The following is a 14266-nucleotide window of genomic DNA, read 5'->3' on the forward strand; positions in this document are numbered from 1 at the left end:
TTGGCGCTATTTTGCTGTCGGCTGCATCCGCGGCGTTCGCGAAACCGGATACAGCGCGGTGAACCGCGTTCCCGGCACGGGCAGGGGATAACAATCGACGCCATAGACGTCCGAGATCGTCGCCGGGTCCATGACCGCTTCCGTCGTACCCGATGTGTGCACACGGCCGTTCTTCAGCAGGAGAACCTCATCGGCATAGCGGGTGGCGAGATTGAGATCGTGGAGGACAGCGAGCGTCACCACATCGTGGCTGCGCGTATGCTCGGCGACGGCATCGAGGATCTGCAACTGATTGGAGAGATCGAGTGCGGAGGTCGGCTCGTCGAGCAGAAGCAGGCGCGGGCGGCGCACGAGCGCAAGCGCGAGACCGATCATCTGCCGCTCTCCGCCGGAAAGCTGGCTGGGGCGGCAGCGGGCAAAGCGCGACAGGCCGAGCGTCTCCAGCGTCTCTTCCGCACGGCGAAACGCCTCGGGCGGGGCTCGCCACGAGCGTCGTCCCCCGCTCTGGGCGAGAAGCAACAACTCAAACACATCCAGGGCGACATCGAGTTGGGCCAGATCCTGCGCGACATAGCCGACCAGTCGCGCCCGATCGATCGGGCGCATGGCGAGGAGGTCGGCATGATCGAGGCGAACACTGCCGTCGCCGCGCCGCATGCTGCAAAAGCCTTTCAGCAATGTCGATTTGCCGGCGCCGTTCGGTCCGAGAACGGCCAGTATACGGCCGGGCTTGGCGTCGAAGGACACGTCTTGCACCACGCGGCGGGCGCCGATGGTGACGCTGTAGTTTTCGACAGAGAAGCTCATGCGCTCGGGCTCCGCGACTGACGCAGAACGAGGAAGATGAAGAAGGGCAGACCGGTCAGCGACGTCACCATGCTGAGCGGCAGCACCGCGCCCGGCACGATCACCTTGGTCGCGAGCGAGGCGAGAACGGCAAAGACGCCGCCCACCGCCACCGTTGCGGCGATCGTGAAGCGATGATCCTCACCCACCAGCAGTCTGGCGACATGCGGGCCGATAAGCCCGATGAACCCGATAATGCCGACGACGGCTGTGACGGCGCCGGCGAGCAGCGCCGAGATGGTCAGCATGACGATCCTCAGTGCCCTGACCCGCACCCCGAAGACGATGGCCTCTTCGCCGAAGGAGCGGATGGTCGTCAGCGCCCAGGCATTGAGAAGAACGATGGGCAGCGCGATGGCACAGAGCCCGCCCGCGATCGACACCTTTAGCCAGGTCGCGCGCTGCAGGGAGCCCATCAGCCAGAAGACGATGCTCTGCAGCTGATCGACGCTCGCCATGTACTGGACAAGCGACAGGAGCGAGGAAAAGACGAAGTGGAGGGCAATGCCGAGAAGCGTGATCGCCTGGACGCTCGTGCCGCCGCGCGTGAGCGCAAGGACGAGGCCTGTTGCCAGAAGCCCGAACAGGAAGGCATTTGCCGCCGTCAGCAGTTCAGGCGGCATCCACGGCATGGCGGATGTGAGCGAAACGGAGAAGCCGAGCGACAGTGCCGCACCGAAACCCGCGGCTGAAGAGACGCCGAGCGTGAAGGGTTCGGCCAGCGGGTTGTCGAGGATCGTCTGCATGAGGAGGCCGGAGAGCGACAGGGAGATCCCCGTTACCAGCGCCATCAAGGTCATCGGCATGCGCAGTTCCCAGACGACGAACCGACTGCTCGCATCCGCCGTCGAGGGCGACAGCAGTACGTTCGCAACGTCGGCGAGCGAGAGCGTTCCCGAGCCGATGGCGATATCTGCGATGAAGGCGCAGGCGAGCACGAGGAGGAGCGCGGCGATGATCAGCACACGTCGCGTCACCGAAGCGCCGTAATGGGCCTCGGCGCTCTCCGGCGCTGCGGTTTCCGTCAGGGGTAATGCCAAATCGTTCTCTGCCGCGTTTCGATCCGTGCGTCTATCGACACAGGGATCGTCTATCGTGATGACGGGCCGCTTGGCGGCCCGTCGGCAATGTTGGTCTTCCGCAGCCGCTTACTTGGCCGGCGCGGCTTTCGCCCCATAGACCGTCGTCAGGCCCTTGGGAAGACCCGTGAAGCTTCCGATGATCGTTGCAAGGTCCGCATCCGGGTCGAGATCGGCGAAGCGTTCGGGATAGAAGGCCTTGGCGAGATATTCGACGGCGTAGATGTTCCAGGCGCTGGCATAAAGCTGGTGGTAGAGGCCGACGACGCGGTTTTCTTCGACGGCCTTGATGTAGGAGAAGCCCTTGCGCTCGGACAGTGTGCGAAGCGATGTCTCGATGGCCGCCTTGTCGGCGTTGAGGCCGAAGGCGGGCGATACCGAACCCTCGTTCGAGAACGGCGAGCCCGTCATCAGGAAGACATCCGGCTTCTCGGCGATCAGTGTTTCGGTCGTCACGTCTCCGGTGCGGCCCTTGACCAGTTGTGTGCCGATGTTGATGCCGCCGGCATCCGCGACGATCTTGCCCCAGTAGACGTCGCCATGCGTGAAGCAGCAGGAGTCGAGACCCTTCTGTCCGGCCTTGGCTTCCACGAAGACCTTCGGCTTTTCGGCACCCGCAAAACCGGCCTGCACCTTCGCAAGGCGCTCGGCGTAGAAATCGGTGAATTCCTTGGCTTCCGTCTCGCGGTTCAGCACCTTGCCGAGAAGGTCGACGGTCTTCGGAGCGTTGACGGTCGGTTCAAGTTCGGTATCGATGAGGATGATCGGAATACCGAGCTTTGCCAGCCGGTTGAAGAGATCCGCATCGTCGAGCGCCTGCCGCACGCGGGTCTGGAACACAAGCAGGTCGGGCTTGGTGGCAGCGACCTGTTCGAGGTTGACCTGGCCCTCGTCGCCGAATTTCATATCGATCAGCTTTGCCGAGCTTTCCGGCCATTGCTTCTGGAAGACCGCCCATGATGCCGGGTCGGAACGGGAGAGAATGTTGTTCCAAGCAACGACGCGCGCGAAGGGATCGGCACGATCGAGCAGCGCCAGCGCGAAGAGATCACGGCCGTCCTGCACGACGATGCGCTTCGGCTCGGACGGGATCGTGATTTCGCGGCCGGAAAGGTCTTTGACGACAAGGGGATAATCGGTGGCGCCGGCCGTGCCGACGGAAAGGGCCGTCCAGGCGGATGCGACAAAGGCCGCAGTCAATACGGCTGATCTGAGGAGGCGCATGGGTATGAATTCCTTCGAAAAACGGTTGCTCGAGCCGTCTTCCTCCCGCATGCACTCCCCCGCCACGCCCCGACCAATTGGCTGTCTATGGTCGATGCGCTGTTGCTAAAGGATAAAGATGAGCCGGTCAATCAAGTATGGGGGCGTTTTTGTCGCACCCCCTCCGGTCAGGTTTTCGAAACAGCGGGCGCCTTGGTTTCCCCCGTCCACAACGGGATGTTCAGGTCGCGCGACACCTGCGGATCGGCAGTAAAGAGGGGCCGTCCTTCCGCGAGCAGCTGCTCGATGATGGTCTTGTCCATCTGCACATGCGCGCGGGCGAGACCGGTCTGGTTGTAGGAGTGCCCGGTGGAATTCGGGTTGATGCCCGTGATGATGACCTGCGGCGCGCCGTGGTGGAGGGCGAAGAGAACGGCGTTGAGCCCGTTCGAGCATTTGTCCTCGGTCCGCACTTCCGTGTTATTGCGCCCGGTCATGCGCTTGAGCAGTGCCATGCGCTCGTAGCGATCGACGATGACGAGGTCGTCATAGCCGTAGTTGAAAGCCTTCAGGCCCTGCACCAGCCGCTGCCGCGCGTTCTTGCGCCAGAGGAGAACGTAGAGGCTGCGGGTCCGCTGCCCCGACAGCACACGGCGGACCTCCTGGGCGTTCGTGGTCGTGCCCTCGACCTGATTGAACATCATGAATGTGATATCGGGCACATCCACCCCCCAGGCGCGAATGGCGGATTGTGACCCGTTGATCGTGATGACGCTGAAATCACCGTTCCAACCATCCGGCTTGTGGATGACCGGCGCGGACCCGACGACGACGACGGGACCCGTGAAGACATGGGTGCAGGCCGGCGGCAGGGGGCGGCTCAGCCGGAACTTTAGCGACCTGTGGAGGCGCTGGCGCGTCTGGGTGAGCCACCTTTTTACGTTCGTCATCGAAGCGCCTTCATGCTGCTTGCCACGGACAGGTGCGTCACCGCTTCTTCAGGAACTTGGGGCGGAGATTGCGCAGGAAAAGGTCGGCCGACTTCAACACACCGGTCAGGGAGATGAGTTTGTCCACCTGCGCATCGGTATTCCCAAGGCGTTGCGAGAGAACATCGGCAACGGTGAAGGAAATATCGCTTGGCGGGATTTCCGGAAAACGCGCAGCGAGCTTTGCATAGGGATTGGTGAGGTCGGCCTCATGGAGCGAGAGTTTACCGGCCTGCGCAAAGACCTTCAGGCACACCTGCTCGAACGTCCAGTCGTGCACCGCCACGACGCGCCATGTCTCGCTTCTCTTGGCGGAGAAGCCCGCGAGCACGACCTTGACCGGAACGCGTTGTTCCAGAAGCCAGTATGCGAGTGCGAAGCCGGAGGTCGGGAGCTTGTCGGGGGGATAGATCTCCCGGCAAAGTTCCGTCAGATCCAGATGACCGGTGGCAGCCCCACCGTAATCGGCCTGCGTGTTCGGCGTCTCGGTATCGGCAAGGCGAATATTGGTGATGCCGCAGAACGTCGAAGGCGCAAAGAGCCCGAGAACCCGCTCGACCTCTCCGCGGTAGACGATGTTCGCGCCACGCGGCTGTGCGCGTGACACGAGCATGCAATGGCCGGCGAACGGTTGCCGGAGAACTTTGTAAGCCTTGTTGAAGAAAACGAAGAGGGAGTCTGCCGGATAGGCTTTCTGGAGCGCGGCGACATCGACCTGTTCGCTGTTGGCGACAAGGATGATGTACGGAAACCGGGAGAAGAACGCTTTCCACGCCTGTTCGGATGTCAGGCCCGATGTCGTTGCGGCCACCGGCTGTACGTCATGATCCCCGGGAAAATCCATAAGATATGCCACTTTCAGACGATATCCGGTGAAACCGTGTTCATCGGAACGGACGCTGTTGAATCACGGCCAGGGATGATAGTAAGGCCATGTGAACGGGCCCGGCCCGGTCCTGTTGTTATCGGGTTCTTACAATATGTTCGGATGGAAGAGCAAACGGAGTTTCACGCGGGAACTCGTCATCGTGCCGCCGGTGTCGCAGGCCGATCGGCACGGTATCGCCATCATGGCCTGCGTCAAGAACGAGGCACCTTATATCGAGGAGTGGGTCCGCTTTCACAGGGCGATCGGCGTTCGGCACTTTCATATCTACGATGATGGCTCGACGGACGGTACGATGGACATTCTGCGCTCGCTGTTGTCCGCGAAGGCCCTGACGATCGTTCCCTGGATCATGCGCATGCGCGACGAGGGTACGTCGGTGGTGCTGAACGGTCAGGCCATCGCCTTCGCACATGCGCTGCTTAACTTCGGCGGGCGCTACGACTGGATGGCCTTCATCGATGTCGACGAATTCCTCCTTCCGCGGCGGGATGGCACGCTGGAAGACGCATTGCGGCACGCCAAGGGGTTTCCGAACATTTCCCTGCCCTGGCACATGTTTGGGCATGGTGGGCACCGGGCCCGGCCGAAAGGGCCGGTCTGCCTCAGCTATACAGCGCGGGTCGCCCACCCGGAGCGGGAGGATGCGAATGCCAGCAATTTCAAGTGTATCGTCGATCCCACGCGCGTAACCGGCGTCAGCGTGCACCGCTTCCGCACGAAAGAGTTCGGCGATCGGACATCCAACGATGCCGGTGTCGTCTCTTCCGTGCGGGACCGAAAGGCGGAGGCGTTCTACTCGGCCGAGTACCTCCAGCTCAATCACTATTACCTGAAGTCGGCAGAGGAGCTTTCCGAGAAGGTGGCGCGCGGCTGGTCGTTCGACGACACCACGGAGAAGTACATCCGCAAGGTCGCGGAGACCGCGCGCTATATCGAGCATGACGTGGTCGAGGACCGCAGCATGGTCGCCTTCATCGAACAGAACAAGATCGATCTCGGGTCGTCCGCGATCCGGTCGGAGCGGACGCATGACCGAGCATCCTGAGAGCCCCCAAAGCTCGCACCCCGCGCCGAAGGCTTGGGCCGTCACGGAGGAGAAGGCGGGCACGCTGACGCAGTGCCTCGGCATCGCCAAAGAGATCGATCCCGATCCCGCCGTCAAGATCGTGACGCGGCCACGAGGCTGGCGCAAATGGTTTCGTCCGCGCCTCTTCTCGGTGCGCGAGAGCGAGCCTGCCTTCATGGTATCCTGCGGCTTTCGGGCGGAAGAGCCCGTGCTCGCCATCAAGAGCGCCTTTGGCGGTCGGCCGCTCGCCGTGCACCTGCAGCGCCCGCGTGTCGATGGCTACGATCTCGTCTTCGTGTCGCGGCACGACTGGGTGCCGGAGCTTGATGGCATCGACCATGTGCACAAGATGGTCGGTGTTCCGCATCAGATCACACCCGAAAGACTGGCGGCACATGCCGGTAGCAGGACGAAGTATGCGGCGCCCCAAGACCGGGTGGCCGCCGTCTTTCTTGGCGGCTCCAACGGCGCTTATGTCTATGATGACCGGTGCCATCTGGCGATACAGGATGCCGTGCGCGGTCTGGAAGCTGCGGGATGGAAGATCGTGATTTCCGTCTCCCGAAGATCGAGCGATGAAACGCTGCAGGCGGCTTTGAGGCTGCGGTCTGCCAACGTCGCCGTCTGGGACCGGACGGGCGATAATCCTTACCTTGAGTTCATGGCCGCTGCGGATGCGTTTCTGATCGGGAAAGATTCGATTACCATGCCCTGCGAGGCGCTGGTGACGGGAAAGCCCGTCTACACACTCGACCTCACGCCCGTTCCCGGCGAGCGGCTCTCGAAATTCGAGACCTATCATCGCGACCTTCGCGAGACCTTGAAGCTGACCAAGGCCTTCGCGGGAGAGCTGGCACCCTATACCTACGAGCCGCTGAATGAGACCAAGCGCATCGGGGCGATCGTCGCCCAGGCTCTGTCAGATCGGCAGAACCCAGGTTCGCGCGGCCCGGTCGTGAGCGTGAAGCGGCAGATCTGAGCAATCAAGCGGTCGCGAGATGCCTATTCCCGCCAATGGTCGCCGACCCAGAGGGCGGGCTTGATGTAGTGCCGCAGGTCGCTGAAGAGCGTGTGACGGCGTATCTTGCCTGTCACAACCGCCTTGAAATAGGCCGCCGGCTTCATCACCGGTTGCTTCTCGCCATACTTGCCTTCGAAGGCGTGCTGGGGAAGCAGGCCGCGCGGAAAGATCACGACACGGGCCGACTTCGGCAGTTTCGGCGGTAGGGCGTAATTCAGCGGGAACGGTCGCCGGCAGTCCTGGCGAAAATGCAGGACCCACCGTCTCGGGAAGAATTTAACGCCGCCGGGCGCGTTCTTGGTGACGAAACGCTGTTCGTAGCGATATTCATCGGCCACCTTCTGCGGATTGGCGCGGAACTTCTCCTGGATAGGCAACAGCTTGCCGACGGGATAGCGAAACAGGGAGGTCTGTCCCAGTCGCTCGAACGGCGTGGTCTGGTTCTTCGCCATGACGATATCGTCCGGTCCCCCAACCGTGAAAAAATCGTCGAGGGACGACACGATCACCAGATCGAGATCGAGGAACAGCACGGCGCCCTTGAGATTTCCGAGCGTCTTGCTCCACAGCCGCGCCTTCGGCCAGATTCCACGCGAGTTGACCGGCATCACGACGTCGAGTTCGGGAAGATCCTCGCAGTCGACCTCCGGGCGGATGCCTTCACGGTTGTCGGTAAAACAGGTGAAGGTGAAGGGCGGGGTAATGTTGCGCTCCACCATGGCATAAAGCCGGTTGATGAAGGGTGGGCCGTACTTCGTGCCCCAGTTGATGCAGATGATCTGCTTCACGCCACCGCTGGCTTCCAAAACTTTCGACGTCATATCTCGACCCCTTGCGGACCCTGCAGCGCTGCGACCTTACGTCCATCGAGCGGCTCATGCGCCACTCCCTACAGCAATCGCGGTCCATCTTTAAGGGGGGTGCTGAAATGACATGCATCGCGGCCGGCGGCCGGTGCATTGATACGGCAGGCCGCGAAGGGCAGCCTGCCGTATCGAGTAAGATCAACGCTGCTGAACGTGAAGCATGCGCTCGCGCGTGGCGAACCACTCTTCCGAATAGTCGTCGTTCTTGTATTCCTCGAAGTAGGGGCCGCCATCGGTGAAGTGGACCAGCGAGGCGTCTTCGCTGTGCTCGTACTCGTTGACCAGCCAGTTCCAGGCCGGCGGCAGTTCGCCGATCAGCTCCTCGGATTCCAGCCACTTGAACTGGTGAAGCTCGAGGCCCGTGGCCGTGTTGACGTAGTCGAGATCCAGTTTGCGGCACTTGGCGTTGTTGAACAGGATGACGCTCGACCAGTTCTTCTTCTCATATTTCGTCTGCACCTGACCGAGAAACTTCGTTTCGACCTTCGGCACATAGTTGTGCTTGACGCACATGGCTGCGTAACGGTCGTCCTTCAGTTCCCAAAGTTTGGCAATGTCGGTGCGCATCAGCATGTCGCAATCGGCAAAGAGCGACCAGCCCTCGAAGTTGCTGAGGTAAGGCACGAGAAAGCGCGAGAACGAGAACTCGGTGGATTGCAGCGCATTGCGCTCGCGGGTGAAGATGTTGCTGACATTGCTCAGCACGATCGGCGTGAACGCGACGGGGATGGAGCTCTTCTCCAAAATGCTCTGGCAAAGAACGTGATATGCGGCAACTTCCTTGGTATCGAAACCGATGAAGACATTGGCAATTTCGGTCATATCTCTCTCATTCCTCAGGTGCGTTTCCATCACGCTGCAGGACGTGTCGTCCGGTCGATGCCGGCGATCCTGCGGCGTATTCCCATGCATGCCGTCGGTCCCCTTTTGGGGTTCTACCGGGCGGCATGGTTCGTTTTGGCCGTCTGGATTGGATATCAGCGGCTTGCATAAGCTGCAACCCTACGTCAGTTTCGACATCAGTGCCTTCCAGTCAGCGAGCGCGAACAGTCAGCTCTTGGTATTTCGAGAATATCCTGAAGGCCGTAGACGTGCCGAATGCCGATGGAGTCGGACAGCCCCTGTTCCGTCGTGAAGACATCGGGGCGTTCCCGGAGTTTCGACAGCACATAGGTGTCTTCGGCGATCTGTCGCCGGGTGCTGCCCTTCTCGTTATAGGAATGGCCCATGACCGTGAGCGAGAATCCGGCCAGCGTTACCGAGGGAACGCCCACGAAGAGCGCGTAACAGAGCGCGGCGACGCCGTTCGTGACATGGCCGGTCTCGCCGATATCTCCCGGCAGGCCGCCGCACATGTGCTCGACGATCGCCTCGCGCTCCTCCTTCGTCGCCCGCATGAGGCTGTGATAGCGAACGCTGGGTTTCATCAGCAATTTCAGTCGCATGACCCAGAGTGGGCGCGTGTGCAGCCACAAAAGTCCCCGCGTGCGCACGTCGGGATGTTCCTCCCAGGACTTCTTGCGCTTGCGGAAGGTGACGTCTGCTGCAGGGAGCCCAAGCATGTTGGCGGTCTTGCCCGCATTGTTCACGTCCATGCGGGCGCAGTGTGCGACGATGTCAGGGGGTAGCGTCGGATGGGGCGCGGATCCCAGAACCAGCCAAGGCTTGTCGAGGATCTTGAGCTTGGTGAGCCAGCGGCGATGGGTTTCTCTCAGTGCCTGCAGCTCTTCCGTATCCATCTTGGCCTCACCCATGAAGTCGCGGGCCGTTCCAGGGGCACCACGATAAAGTCTCATTTTGCCGCTCTTCCCTCTGCGGGAATGTCCATCGGCATCCGTCATGCTCGCACAACATAGGACACGGATGCGCCTCGGACAGATCAGGATGTCATGCTGTTTTTTGTAAGCAGGGATCGACAGCAAAGCGCCCGGGCGGCTATGGGGCGGCTCGAAATGACGATGGGCTCGTTCAGGGCCGGTTTCTTTTCGTCGTTCTGTGCAGGAAGCGCACAGACGCCGAGACGGGGGATAAGACCATGACCACGTCGGTCGGATCGGAACGTGTAATGAGTGCCAGGCATCTCGACTATCGCCCCGACCTCGACGGGCTGCGGGCGCTCGCCATCCTGCCCGTGCTTCTCTTCCACGCCGATGTGTCTGTCTTTGGCGGCGGCTTCGTCGGGGTGGATGTGTTCTTCGTCCTCTCCGGCTACTTCATGGCAAGGATCATCCTGTCCGATCTCGTCGCGGGCACGTTCTCCTTCTCCGCCTTCTACATCCGTCGGATCCGGCGGATCATTCCCGCCCTGTTCACGATGATGGCCGTCACGGCCGTCATTGCCTGGTTCCGGCTGATGCCGGAGGAGTTCCGCTACTTCGGCGACAGCGTGCGCGCGGCCGCGCTTTTCACGGCCAATGTTCTCTTCCGGCAGGAGAGCGGCTATTTCGATATTTCCGCCGAGATGAAGCCGCTGCTGCACACATGGTCTCTGTCCATGGAGGAGCAGTTCTACATTCTGTTCCCAATCTCGCTGTTTCTCGCCTTCACCTTCGCCCGCAAGTTCATCCTGCACATCACGGGCGGTCTTATCCTGGTCTCGTTCGTCGCCTGCCTGTGGGCGACCACACATTCGCCAGAGAAAGCCTTCTTCCTCCTGCATTTCCGCGTCTGGGAACTGCTGATCGGCGCGCTGTTCGCCTTTGCTCCCCGCCCTGACTACAGCGCGCGAATGGCGGCGGGGCTCGGCATGGCCGGACTTGCCGCCATTCTGGCTGCGATCTTTCTCTATTCCGACTCCACGCCGTTTCCCGGGCCCTTCGCGGCCATTCCCGTCCTTGGTGCGGCTCTCGTCATCCATGCAGGGTCGCAAAGCTGGTTCCCCGCTCGTCTTCTGACCAATGGCGTCGCCGTCTTCATCGGCCGCATCTCCTACTCGCTGTATCTCTGGCACTGGCCGGTCATCGTCTTCTACCGGTACGAGACCGGGCATGGTCTGACGCTGGCCGACACCCTCATCGTCGTCGCTCTGTCCTTCGTCTGCGCCATCCTGTCATGGCGCTTCATCGAGCAGCCTGCCCGCTACGCCGCCGTCTTCACGTCGCGCGGGCTGGTCCTGTCGTTGATGGGGGGCAGCATGGCTGCAGCGGCCGCGTTTGGCTTTGTCGTCACACGATATGATGGACTGCCTCAGCGCCTGCCCGCGGATGTCTATGCCGTTTATTCGGCAACCTATGACCAGAGCCCGTTCTTCGCGCCGAAGTGCTTTGCGAACAGCAATGGGGATGGCCTGCATCCGCAGTCCATTCGGGATGGAGATCTCTGCCCCTTGGGCTCGCCGTCTGCCGGCCCGCCAAAGTTTCTCGTCTGGGGCGATTCGCACGCTGCTGCCATCGCGCCGGCCATCGGTGAGGCCGCACGAAAGGCTGATATCTCGGGTCTCTTTGTCGGGCGGGCCTCGTGCCCGCCCATTCCGGGGGCTGTTTTCGGACCGGATCATATCGTCGCGCGATGCGTGGAAACCAACGCTGCAATCATGAGCCTGATCGAAAAACAGCGGTTTCCTTACGTCTTCATGGTCGGCTACTGGCCGAAATATGTCCACCGCACCGAACTGCCGGAGGAGGGCGTGTTCTTCAACGCCTCTGAAGCGCTCGTTCTTCCCGACTGGTCGGCACCAGTCCGCGACAGCCTCAAGGCGACGATCGCGACGTTTACGAAACAGGGAACGCGCGTCATCCTCGTGCAGGACGTTCCGGAAATGGGCGTGAAGGTGCCAGAGGCGCTGGCGCGGGCGAAAATGACGGGGGAAAACGGGGATCTGAGCTTGCCGCTCACCTACACGCTGCAGCGCCAAAAGCTCGCTCGCGACATGCTTTCCGAGGTTGCTCGGGAAACGGGATCCTCAACCGTCGATCCGTTCGTGTCGCTCTGCGACAAGACACGATGCCATCCCGTCGCCGAAAGCGGCATCCTCTACCGCGACGGCGATCATCTCTCCCTGACAGGGGCGAAATATCTGATGCCACTTTTTAGCGAGACCATGGCCATGATCGCCAGATCTGCACACGAAACGTCGCAGCCTTCAACCGAGCGATAGACGTCGGCATTGCCGGTTCGATCAAGCAACCTTGTTCAGCTTTTCCGTCTCCGGCTGGCTCTGCGTTGTCTGCTGCACGGTCCCGGTATCGCCATGCGCGGCATTCAGGCAGCGGGCGACGAGATCGTGGTGGATCCAGCGCACTGGACCGGAAGGAGCCGATGTCGCGCCGAAGATGAGCCGGCCGGTTGCTTCGACCACCAGCGTGCTCAGAAGGTCGCTGATCAGGGCCTTGCCGTCGCGGTGCATCGCGGTGATGTCGTTGGACGTGCCGATGGTGAGATCCGCCTGAGCCTGGCTGTTGGGCATCGGCCAGGCGTTGAAGTCGTAGAACGGCACCATGACGGCGCTTGCCTGAAGCTCAGTGATCCGGCGCAGGACATCCGTGACCGTCCGACCATCGGCAAGCAATGCCTCGCATGCTTCCCACTGTTCGTCGGCCCAACGTCCGCCGTTCTCTTTCTTGAGAGCGAGCAGAAGGGGGATCAGGGGAAGCTCGATGCCGGTGAAGACGTCGGAGGAATTCGTGCGAATTTCCGGGCAGTTGTAGACGGTCGCCTTCACCCCTGCATCCCAGGCTTCGGACGCGATGGCCTCCAGGCGCATCTTGGCGAAGCCCTGCGTGTAATTCGTATAGGTCTGCCAGCGATATTCGTCACCGATCAGAATTCCGGTGCCGTGATAGCCATAGGCCGTGTAGCGCACTGCGCTGCCGGATGCCTCGACCCGCGTGCGGATGGCTGCGCTGGCGTCGATGAGATGGCGGAAGGTGTTGGCCGAGACTTCGTCGAAATTCTGCAGAATCAGCTTGCCCATGTCGCTGTCGAGCAGGGTCTGCGACGACATGTGACGGGCGCCGGTGCCCTTGTAGATCCTGTTGGCGACGACGAGCAGAACCTTCGCCTTCGGAATGCCGCCGGCCATCGTATGCGCGAAGAACACGTTGCGACCATCGGGGATCATGCCGTCGAGCGTTGCCATGACCTGCGCCAGCGCCGTTTTGAACCGGTCCGTCGCAATGGTCTTGCAGGTTTCGATGTGGTCCCAGTCGATCTTGGCATCCTGCCAGGTCTGGAGCGTCATCTCGGCCAGAAGATCCGTCGGCGTCGGGCCGCCGTCCGGGCCGTCGAGATCGAAGCCCGCCATCAGCGGCACATTGATGATCTTGCCGCCCAGACGTTCCTCGGCTGCCGAAAGCTCTTCCTGCGTCAGAGGTCGCAACGCGTTGTTCTCGTCACGCCGACCGACCGTGATGCCGACGATCTGCATGCCGGCCTTGCGCACCTGATCGAGAAGCCCCGTCGCGTAGCCGCGCCCAAACAGCTCTCCGAAGAGAACGAAGATATCGCCCTTCCGAAACAGCGTGTTCTCGGCGATGCTTTCCAGTGCGATCGGCTTTTTCATGGTCATGTCTTCAGGTCGTGGGTCGTTGCGCGCAGTTCGCAACAGTCGTTGATGATCCCATGAACGGAGTTGGCCGCAATGGAAAGTCATTTAACGTGACGGATTATATCGAAACGTGAACCGGACGTGCCATTGACGACGGGCGCTGCCGGCCAGTCAGGTCTTGCGAATGGACAGCAGCCAGGCTTCCGACCCGTTGCCGGCTTGGGATGGTCTTCGGTTGACGTCTGATCTTCTCCGCCGAGCCGTTGTGCCGACAAGGCATATCACACCTTAAAAGGGTGTCTGCGAGCCTTGACGCAGAAGACCGCGTCTCGCGGGTGCTACGTTGGATTGTACAGGCAAAGAACGCAGTGAAGTATTCACCCCTAGAAATTGGGTTTTGAATTCCAGTAAAAATTGGAATATCTGAATATTCATTTTTTCGAATAGAGATAATATCTCATAAAATGTCGATTCTTCGAATATTGATTTTCAAATCTGCGCAATATTCGTCTGTCTAGACTTCTTATAACTTGAATTCCTGTGGCGGCGGCCAATCTCCATCTTCTCATGACGACGGAGGTCGATATGGACGACATGATGAAGAAGCGGCGTACGCGCGGAGCTGGTGCTTTGGGTGATATTACGGCGACGAAGCAAGCCGTTAAGGAAATGCAGCGCCGGCAAGATGAGGAGCGGCGACAGAAGACGGAGCGGCTGCGCGCGCAGCGGCTGGGAACCGTTTTGGGCGGAGCTGATGGGCCAGTGCCTTTTCCCGTGCAACTCGATGCCGTCATCGAACGTTTCGACATTGATGGATCATGA

The 14266-nt window shown here is 61.0% G+C and carries 13 protein-coding genes; 4 read left to right on the forward strand and 9 right to left on the reverse strand.

Annotated elements, in window-relative coordinates:
- Positions 1-6: 6 nt before the first annotated feature.
- The 5 genes from C8J33_RS18105 to C8J33_RS18125 all read right to left on the reverse strand — a co-directional run bounded on the left by C8J33_RS18105 (position 7) and on the right by C8J33_RS18125 (position 4961).
- Entirely contained in the window at positions 7-807 is an 801-nt protein-coding gene (locus C8J33_RS18105) for an ABC transporter ATP-binding protein (protein WP_110801538.1), read from the reverse strand.
- Positions 804-1886 (reverse strand): FecCD family ABC transporter permease, encoded by a 1083-nt coding sequence (locus C8J33_RS18110; protein ID WP_245420133.1) that lies wholly within the window; start codon positions 1884-1886, stop codon positions 804-806. Before C8J33_RS18110 ends, C8J33_RS18105 begins: the two co-directional genes overlap by 4 nt.
- Before the next feature lie 108 nt (positions 1887-1994).
- Entirely contained in the window at positions 1995-3149 is a 1155-nt protein-coding gene (locus tag C8J33_RS18115) for an ABC transporter substrate-binding protein (RefSeq protein WP_165910638.1), read from the reverse strand.
- Positions 3150-3316: 167 nt separating this feature from the next.
- Positions 3317-4078 carry a membrane-anchored protein gene (locus tag C8J33_RS18120; protein ID WP_110801540.1) on the reverse strand — a complete coding sequence of 254 codons (762 nt, stop codon included), beginning with the start codon at positions 4076-4078 and terminating at the stop codon, positions 3317-3319.
- Between the two features lie 37 nt (positions 4079-4115).
- Positions 4116-4961 carry a 3-deoxy-manno-octulosonate cytidylyltransferase gene (locus C8J33_RS18125; protein WP_110801541.1) on the reverse strand — a complete coding sequence of 282 codons (846 nt, stop codon included), beginning with the start codon at positions 4959-4961 and terminating at the stop codon, positions 4116-4118.
- A gap of 136 nt (positions 4962-5097) precedes the next feature.
- Here C8J33_RS18125 and C8J33_RS18130 point away from each other — a divergent pair, with 136 nt between their 5' ends.
- Positions 5098-6051, forward strand: a complete 954-nt coding sequence (locus tag C8J33_RS18130; RefSeq protein ID WP_110801723.1) for a glycosyltransferase family 92 protein — start codon at positions 5098-5100, stop codon at positions 6049-6051.
- The gene (locus C8J33_RS18135) at positions 6035-7051 is read left to right on the forward strand and encodes a mitochondrial fission ELM1 family protein (protein ID WP_110801542.1); all 1017 of its coding nucleotides are present in this window, start codon (positions 6035-6037) and stop codon (positions 7049-7051) included. The genes C8J33_RS18130 and C8J33_RS18135 overlap by 17 nt, the downstream gene beginning before the upstream one ends.
- 23 nt (positions 7052-7074) lie before the next feature.
- On the opposite strand, the gene C8J33_RS18140 is transcribed toward C8J33_RS18135, so the two are convergent.
- From C8J33_RS18140 to C8J33_RS18150, 3 genes are all read right to left on the reverse strand, one after another.
- The gene (locus C8J33_RS18140) at positions 7075-7914 is read right to left on the reverse strand and encodes a glycosyl transferase (protein WP_110801543.1); all 840 of its coding nucleotides are present in this window, start codon (positions 7912-7914) and stop codon (positions 7075-7077) included.
- 183 nt (positions 7915-8097) lie between these two features.
- A complete protein-coding gene (locus tag C8J33_RS18145; RefSeq protein ID WP_092938116.1) occupies positions 8098-8781 on the reverse strand; it encodes a glycosyltransferase in 684 nt (227 codons plus the stop codon).
- Positions 8782-8978: 197 nt separating this feature from the next.
- A complete protein-coding gene (locus C8J33_RS18150) occupies positions 8979-9713 on the reverse strand; it encodes a hypothetical protein (RefSeq protein ID WP_110801544.1) in 735 nt (244 codons plus the stop codon).
- 281 nt (positions 9714-9994) lie between these two features.
- Here C8J33_RS18150 and C8J33_RS18155 point away from each other — a divergent pair, with 281 nt between their 5' ends.
- Positions 9995-12055 carry an acyltransferase family protein gene (locus C8J33_RS18155; RefSeq protein WP_245420136.1) on the forward strand — a complete coding sequence of 687 codons (2061 nt, stop codon included), beginning with the start codon at positions 9995-9997 and terminating at the stop codon, positions 12053-12055.
- 21 nt (positions 12056-12076) lie between these two features.
- On the opposite strand, the gene C8J33_RS18160 is transcribed toward C8J33_RS18155, so the two are convergent.
- Positions 12077-13459: an enoyl ACP reductase FabMG family protein gene (locus C8J33_RS18160; RefSeq protein ID WP_245420137.1), complete on the reverse strand. Its 1383-nt coding sequence runs from the start codon at positions 13457-13459 to the stop codon at positions 12077-12079.
- A 570-nt stretch (positions 13460-14029) separates the two neighbouring features.
- Here C8J33_RS18160 and C8J33_RS27090 point away from each other — a divergent pair.
- The gene (locus tag C8J33_RS27090) at positions 14030-14266 is read left to right on the forward strand and encodes a hypothetical protein (protein ID WP_165910637.1); all 237 of its coding nucleotides are present in this window, start codon (positions 14030-14032) and stop codon (positions 14264-14266) included.

The organism is Rhizobium sp. PP-CC-3G-465 (assembly GCF_004343445.1).
Lineage (GTDB): Bacteria > Pseudomonadota > Alphaproteobacteria > Rhizobiales > Rhizobiaceae > Ferranicluibacter > Ferranicluibacter rubi.

Coding starts and splice junctions, on each gene's coding strand:
- C8J33_RS18155 (WP_245420136.1), top strand. CDS start 9,995: ATGACCACGTCGGTCGGATCGGAACGTGTAATGAGTGCCAGGCATCTC.
- C8J33_RS18105 (WP_110801538.1), bottom strand. CDS start 807: ATGAGCTTCTCTGTCGAAAACTACAGCGTCACCATCGGCGCCCGCCGC.
- C8J33_RS18130 (WP_110801723.1), top strand. CDS start 5,098: ATGTTCGGATGGAAGAGCAAACGGAGTTTCACGCGGGAACTCGTCATC.
- C8J33_RS18120 (WP_110801540.1), bottom strand. CDS start 4,078: ATGACGAACGTAAAAAGGTGGCTCACCCAGACGCGCCAGCGCCTCCAC.
- C8J33_RS18160 (WP_245420137.1), bottom strand. CDS start 13,459: ATGAAAAAGCCGATCGCACTGGAAAGCATCGCCGAGAACACGCTGTTT.
- C8J33_RS18140 (WP_110801543.1), bottom strand. CDS start 7,914: ATGACGTCGAAAGTTTTGGAAGCCAGCGGTGGCGTGAAGCAGATCATC.
- C8J33_RS27090 (WP_165910637.1), top strand. CDS start 14,030: ATGGACGACATGATGAAGAAGCGGCGTACGCGCGGAGCTGGTGCTTTG.
- C8J33_RS18115 (WP_165910638.1), bottom strand. CDS start 3,149: ATGCGCCTCCTCAGATCAGCCGTATTGACTGCGGCCTTTGTCGCATCC.
- C8J33_RS18135 (WP_110801542.1), top strand. CDS start 6,035: ATGACCGAGCATCCTGAGAGCCCCCAAAGCTCGCACCCCGCGCCGAAG.
- C8J33_RS18125 (WP_110801541.1), bottom strand. CDS start 4,961: ATGGATTTTCCCGGGGATCATGACGTACAGCCGGTGGCCGCAACGACA.
- C8J33_RS18150 (WP_110801544.1), bottom strand. CDS start 9,713: ATGGGTGAGGCCAAGATGGATACGGAAGAGCTGCAGGCACTGAGAGAA.
- C8J33_RS18145 (WP_092938116.1), bottom strand. CDS start 8,781: ATGACCGAAATTGCCAATGTCTTCATCGGTTTCGATACCAAGGAAGTT.